This window comes from Rothia sp. HMSC076D04, assembly GCF_001814645.1.
Taxonomy (GTDB): Bacteria; Actinomycetota; Actinomycetes; order Actinomycetales; family Micrococcaceae; genus Rothia; species Rothia mucilaginosa.
The window spans coordinates 68,491-74,956 of sequence record NZ_KV817374.1 but is presented as its reverse complement, the minus strand read 5'-3'; the positions used below and the strand labels follow the sequence as shown (position 1 = coordinate 74,956).

General features: G+C 61.1%; 4 protein-coding genes. All 4 read left to right on the top strand.

The features are described from left to right. The first annotated feature begins 368 nt into the window (after nucleotides 1-368). Nucleotides 369-1,724 (top strand): M50 family metallopeptidase, encoded by a 1,356-nt coding sequence (locus tag HMPREF2980_RS08185; protein ID WP_049356017.1) that lies wholly within the window; start codon nucleotides 369-371, stop codon nucleotides 1,722-1,724. Nucleotides 1,725-1,863: 139 nt separating this feature from the next. Continuing rightward, entirely contained in the window at nucleotides 1,864-3,006 is a 1,143-nt protein-coding gene (gene ispG / locus HMPREF2980_RS08180) for a flavodoxin-dependent (E)-4-hydroxy-3-methylbut-2-enyl-diphosphate synthase (protein ID WP_044142245.1), read from the top strand. Between the two features lie 193 nt (nucleotides 3,007-3,199). Beyond that, on the top strand, nucleotides 3,200-4,495 hold the full coding sequence (locus tag HMPREF2980_RS08175) for a GNAT family N-acetyltransferase (protein ID WP_070691326.1): 1,296 nt from the start codon (nucleotides 3,200-3,202) through the stop codon (nucleotides 4,493-4,495). Between the two features lie 112 nt (nucleotides 4,496-4,607). Further along, complete coding sequence (locus tag HMPREF2980_RS08170; protein ID WP_070643857.1) at nucleotides 4,608-6,452, top strand: proline--tRNA ligase; 1,845 nt, start codon at nucleotides 4,608-4,610, stop codon at nucleotides 6,450-6,452. Nucleotides 6,453-6,466: the final 14 nt, after the last annotated feature.

Genomic DNA, 6,466 nt, shown 5'->3' with positions numbered 1-6,466 from the left:
TACGCAGGGGCACCCGTCACCCGGACGCTCCGCTTTCTCCTCGCTTCGCTGCGGAAGAGCGTCCGTGTGACACCCTGAGGGCGCATCCGGAAAACACGGCGCGCCACCTCGGGTAGCCTAGCGTGCGTGTGGAGGGGCGGTGTCGTCCGAACGTGACATCAGGGTGCCCGAAGCGAAGCGAGGGCGGGTGCCCCTGTAGGAACGAGGACGAACACCACCCCTCCACATGCCCGCACCTCACCGGAGGAAGGGTATAGCGTACCCACCCACACCGTCCTGCATAGTCATATGAGGCGGGGGAGGGCGCCTTCACAGGCTAAGCGAGTATCCTAGAAGCTTCGTATCCCCGAACCGAAACGAGAAAAAGCGTGGAAATCCTGCTGTACGCTGTGGGCATTATCCTCATGGCAATCGCTATTGCCGTCTCGATTGCCCTGCACGAGGTGGGGCATCTGGTGCCCGCGAAGCTGTTCAATGTGCGCGTTCCGCAGTACATGATTGGCTTCGGTAAGACCGTGTTCTCTTTCCGCCGCGGCGAGACTGAGTACGGTTTCAAGGCGATCCCGTTGGGCGGCTACATTTCGATGATTGGCATGTACCCGCCGAGCCCTGCTGAGGTGAAGGAGCACCATGAGGAGGGCCATTCGGGCAGTACCAGCCCGTTTGCGTCCTTGGCTGAGGAAGCGCGTGCGGCGGATGCTGAGCGTCTGAAGCCCGGTGATGAGGACCGCCTGTTCTATAAGTTGCCGGTGCTCAAGCGCATGGTGATTATGCTGGGTGGCCCGACGATGAACCTGCTGATTGGTGTGGTGTGTACTGCTGTGCTGATTTGTGGTTTTGGTACGGCGCAGGTGACGAATAAGGTGTCAGCGGTGTCTGAGTGCGTGCCGAGCGTGAATGTCACTCATGATTCGATTAGCTATGGCGAGTGTACGGATAAGTCCACTCCGTCGCCTGCGAAGGCTGCTGGTGTGCGGGTGGGTGACCGTGTGGTTGCTGTGAATGGTGCGTCGACGGGTTCGTGGGAGGCGGTGTCTTCGGCGATTCGTGCGGCGGGTTCTCACCCGAGCACTTTGACGGTGGAGCGTGATGGTCAGCGTCTGGATTTGTTGGTGACTCCGGTTGAGATGATCCGCCCGGTTTCTGATGGTAAGGGCCAGTATGCGCGTGCTGCGGATGGTTCGATTGCGACGACTCGCGGCGGTTTTGTGGGTGTGTCGCCGTCGAGTGAGTTGGTGCCTGGTTCTATTACTGAGGTGCCTGCGATGGTGGGCGATACGCTCTCTCGTGTGGGTTCGTCGATGTTGTCGTTGCCGCAGCGTGTGTGGGAGTTGACGGTGACTTTGGTGACTGGTGGTGAGCGTAGTGTTGAGTCGCCGGTGTCTGTGGTTGGTGTGAGTCGTATTGCCGGTGAGGTGACGGCTACTGACCGTATTGATGTGAAGGCGAAGGCTGCGATGTTGGTCTCGCTGGTGGCGAATATGAATTTGATGCTTTTTGCGTTTAATCTGATTCCGCTTCTGCCTCTGGATGGTGGCCACGTGTTGGGTGCGCTCTGGGAGGGGGTGCGTCGTTTCTTTGCACGTTTGACTGGGCGTAAGGATCCGGGTCCGTTTGATCCGGTGAAGTTGTTGCCGTTGACGTATGTGGTGGCAGGCGCGTTTATTGTGATGTCTGTCATTCTGATTGTGGCGGATATTGTTAAGCCCATCACCCTGTTTTAGTGTGTTGTTGCGCGCGGTAAGGGTACCCGTATTAGTGCTTTCTTTCGCGTCAGTGGCACAATAAAAAGTTGAACGAAGGATGCGTCGTACGTCCTTCATAACCCATGTATGGAGGAAAACCTTGTCGGTCAGCCTTGGTATGCCGAAGCCCGCTCCCGCGGTTCTGTCCCCGCGTCGTAAGACTCGCCAGTTTAAGGTGGGTTCTGTCGGTGTTGGTTCTGAATCTCCGATTTCGGTGCAGTCGATGACGACCACTAAGACCCACGACATTGGTGCGACTCTGCAGCAGATTGCTGAGTTGACCGCTGCCGGTTGCGATATTGTGCGTGTGGCGTGCCCGACTGATAAGGATGCGGAGGCTCTGCCCATTATTGCGAAGCAGTCCCGTATTCCGGTGATTGCTGATATTCACTTCCAGCCGAAGTACGTGTATGCGGCTATTCAGGCTGGTTGCGGTGCTGTGCGTGTGAACCCGGGTAATATCCGTAAGTTCGATGACCAGGTGAAGGAAATCGCTCAGATGGCTTCGGACCACGGCGTTTCTCTGCGTATTGGTGTGAATGCTGGTTCGCTGGATAAGCGTCTGTTGGAGAAGTACGGTAAGGCTACTCCGGAGGCTCTGGTTGAGTCTGCTGTGTGGGAGGCGTCGCTCTTTGAGGAGCACGGTTTCCGCGATTTCAAGATTTCTGTGAAGCATAATGACCCTGTGGTGATGGTGGAGGCGTACCGTCAGCTGGCTGAGCGCGGTGACTGGCCCCTGCACTTGGGTGTGACTGAGGCTGGTCCGGCGTTCCAGGGCACTATTAAGAGCTCGGTGGCGTTCGGTACTCTGCTGTCTCAGGGTATTGGCGATACTATTCGCGTGTCGCTGTCTGCTCCTCCGGTTGAGGAGGTGAAGGTGGGCACCAAGATTCTGGAGTCGCTGAACCTTCGCCCCCGCAAGCTGGATATTGTTTCTTGCCCGTCGTGTGGTCGTGCGCAGGTGAACGTGTGGGAGCTTGCTGAGAACGTGACTAAGGGCCTGGAGCACATGAAGGTTCCGCTGCGTGTTGCCGTGATGGGTTGCGTGGTGAACGGTCCGGGTGAGGCTCGTGAGGCTGACCTGGGTGTGGCGTCCGGTAACGGTAAGGGCCAGATTTTCGTGAAGGGTGAGGTCATTAAGACCGTGCCTGAGGATCAGATCGTTGAGACTCTGATTGAAGAGGCGACCCGTATTGCTGCTGAGATGGAGGCTTCGGGCGAGTATGTTCCCGAGGGTTCCCCGGCTGTTTCGGTGAGCTAGTTAGCTTTTGTGCGCGGAGGCGCCCTGGTGAGGGCGCCTCCGCGCTTTTCCGGTTATGTCCGGTTATGGTGGTGGCAGGCTTGGTGCTTGCCGCTGCCGGGTGTGGCCGCAGGATCCGGTTGCTTTTTCGGGGGTGCGTGTCCCCGTGTTTTCACTTATTTTTTGTCGCTCATTCTCTATCACTCAACAGGTCATGTTCACTCTTTTTTCTCGCCGCCGTAAGGCTAATCGTGCCCGGCGTGCTGCTGTTTCGTCGATGGATTCTTCCCCTATGCCTGATCGCGTGAAGGAACACGTTTTTGCTCTGGATGCTCGGTGGTGCGATGAGCTGGAGGAGGTCCTGTTTAGTGACCCGGTCCCGAATCTGTACTCCATTGAGCATTATTTGGCGTGCCCTCTTCCGGTGAGGTCCCCGCGTATTCCGCTGCACTACTATCAGGGCTTTGTGGGTTGTGCGCGTGACGGGCAGTTGTGCTGTGTGCTGCTGTTGGGTTCGAATGTGGTGCCGGTGCGGCTGTGCGGTGCCGCGGTTGAACATGCCGCCGTTGAACGTGTCGCGGTTGAACACGCTGAGCACGATGTGGATTCTCCCGTTGCTGAAGCGGCGGATGCCACCACCCTGGACACTCCCGCCCTGGACACAGTGGCGCTGGATGCTACGGCGCTCGCGCATCGTGACGCGCTGGCTCAGCTGCTACTGCAGGTGGGTTCTCGCCTGGATTCCATGTTCGGTGAGAGCGCCTTCGTGATGCCCCTGTGGACGCGCATGCAGGAGCTGTGCGAGCAGACTCGCAGCGGTAAGAGCCCGCTACTGCAGATGCTGCAGCCGAGCCTGGGCGACGGTTGCGATCACCGTGCGCGGGTTCTGTCGGAGCGCCCCGTACAGCCGCTGCTGTATCTGCCGCCGGAGAAGGACCTCGCCCGCTTCTACGAGGCGGAGCTTCCTGAGCTGCCGGCGCACCTGCCCGCGCCTCTCAAACCCGTGCCCATCAAACCCGAGCCCCTCAAGCCGGGGCAGAGCCCCGCCGGTGCTTTTCAACTCAGCGGTGAGCCTGCCGGGTATGCACGCCTCGCCACCTCCGCGGACCTGGGGGAGCTTCTGCCCGCCGCCGCCGCCATGTTCACCGAGGAGGTCGGCTTCGACCCGATTGCCCGCTACGGTGACGGCTATGCGGCGCGCCTGCGCACGCTCATTGCCGGTCAGCGCAGCGCCATTGTCGCCGATGTGAACGGGCGGGTGATCTTCAAGGCGGATGCGGGCATCGTGAACCTGGACGCCGCGCAGGTGCAGGGCGTGTGGCTGCACCCGGACTACCGCGGCTACGGGCTGGCTAAGCCGTTCTTTGCCGCCGCCGCGCAGATTCTGCAGCGCCGCTACCCGCATTTGAGCCTGTACGTGAACGACTACAACGCCCGCGCTCTTGCCATGTACCGGGGGACCGGTTGGGAGCAGATTGGGCAGTTCTCGACCATCATTTTTGAGCGCTAAACACGCCGAACCCTAAAACGCTATAAAATTAAAGACGACTGTGCCTTTTTCGTGGCTTACCCGGTGAGCCGTGGGCACCCTACCTAAACCTATCGACCTTTCAAGGAGAATCGTGGTACTTCGCCTTTCCAACCTCTTCGTGCGCACTCTGCGCGAGGACCCCGTAGACGCTGAGGTCGCCAGCCACAAGCTGCTGGTTCGCGCCGGTTACATCCGCCGCGCAGCCCCGGGCGTGTACACCTGGCTGCCCCTGGGCCTGAAGGTACTGCGCAAGGTCGAGAACATCATCCGCGAAGAGATGGACGCCATCGGCGCGCAGGAAGTTCACTTCCCCGCACTGCTGCCCCGCGAGCCCTACGAGGCAACCAACCGCTGGGACGAATACGGCGATAACCTCTTCCGCCTCAAGGACCGCAAGGGTGCCGACATGCTGCTGGCACCCACCCACGAGGAAATGTTCACCCTGCTGGTCAAGGACCTGTACTCCTCCTACAAGGACCTTCCGGTTTACCTGTACCAGATTCAGACCAAGTACCGCGATGAGGCGCGCCCCCGCGCGGGTCTGCTGCGCGGCCGCGAGTTCGTCATGAAGGACTCCTACTCCTTCAACATTGACGATGAGGGCCTGAACGAGGCGTACATGGCGCACCGCGCCGCATACCAGCGCATCTTCGAGCGCCTGGGCCTGGAGATTGTCATTGTGACCGCACAGTCCGGCGCAATGGGCGGCTCCCGCAGTGAAGAGTTCCTGCACCCGACCCCCATCGGTGAGGACACCTTCGTGCGTTCCGCGGGCGGCTACGCGGCAAACGTTGAGGCCGTGACCACCGTGGTTCCCGAGGAAATCGAAATCACCGAGGACACCCCGGCGGCAATCGTCGTGGACACCCCCGACTCCGCCACCATTGAGACCCTGGTGGAGCGCATGAACGAACTGCACTCCGAGGTGACCGGCGGCACCCTGGAAGCTTCGCAGACCCTCAAGTGCTTCCTCGGCACCGTCATCACCCCCTCCGGTGAGCGTAAGGTCTTCGCCGTGGGCGTTCCCGGTGACCGGGCCGTGGACCTGGGCCGCGTTGAGGTCAACATCGGCGCCCTGCTAGGCATCGGCGGCGAGGTTGAGGTTGAGGCAGCCAGCGAAGAGGACCTGAAGGCATACCCCCAGCTGGTCAAGGGCTACATTGGCCCCGGCCTGAGCCTGGATGCGCCCCTGTTCGGTGCGCACACCGAGGACGAGGATGCGGTAGCTTCCGCAACCGGCATTCCCTTCTTCGTTGACCCCCGCGTGGTGCGCGGTACCCGCTGGGTGACCGGCGCAAACGAAGAGGGCAAGCACGTGGCGAACCTGGTCTTCGGCCGCGACTTCACCGCCGACGGCGTCATTGAGGCGTGCGAGGTGCGCGAAGGCGACCCGGCACCGGACGGCTCCGGCGAACTGGTGGCAGCCCGCGGCATCGAGATGGGTCACATCTTCGCCCTGGGCCGCAAGTACGCTGAGGCACTGGGCCTGAAGGTCCTGGACCAGAACGGCAAGCTGCAGACCGTGACCATGGGCTCCTACGGCGTGGGCGTGACCCGCGCACTGGCCGCTATCGCCGAGGGCAACCACGACGAGAAGGGCCTGATCTGGCCGCGTAACCTGGCACCGGCAGACGTGCACATCGTCATCACCGGCAAGGATGCAGCATCCCACGAGTACGCTGAAGAGCTCAGCGCATCCCTGGAATCCGCTGGCCTGCAGGTCATGCTGGACGACCGCCCGAAGACCAGCCCCGGCGTGAAGTTCGGCGACGCCGAGCTGCTGGGCGTGCCCACCATCCTGGTGATTGGTCGCGGCTTCAAGGACGGCGTGCTGGAGCTGAAGGACCGCCGCAGCGGTGAGGCTCGCGAGGTGTCCGTCGAGAACGCGGTGGCTGAGGTCATCGCTGAGGTGCGCGCGCCTAAGGCACGCCACTAGCCCGCTAAGACGTA

Bases quoted from the DNA above. Each gene is read 5' to 3' on its own strand.
- ispG (WP_044142245.1), top strand. From the start codon at position 1,864: ATGCCGAAGCCCGCTCCCGCGGTTCTGTCCCCGCGTCGTAAGACTCGC.
- HMPREF2980_RS08175 (WP_070691326.1), top strand. From the start codon at position 3,200: ATGTTCACTCTTTTTTCTCGCCGCCGTAAGGCTAATCGTGCCCGGCGT.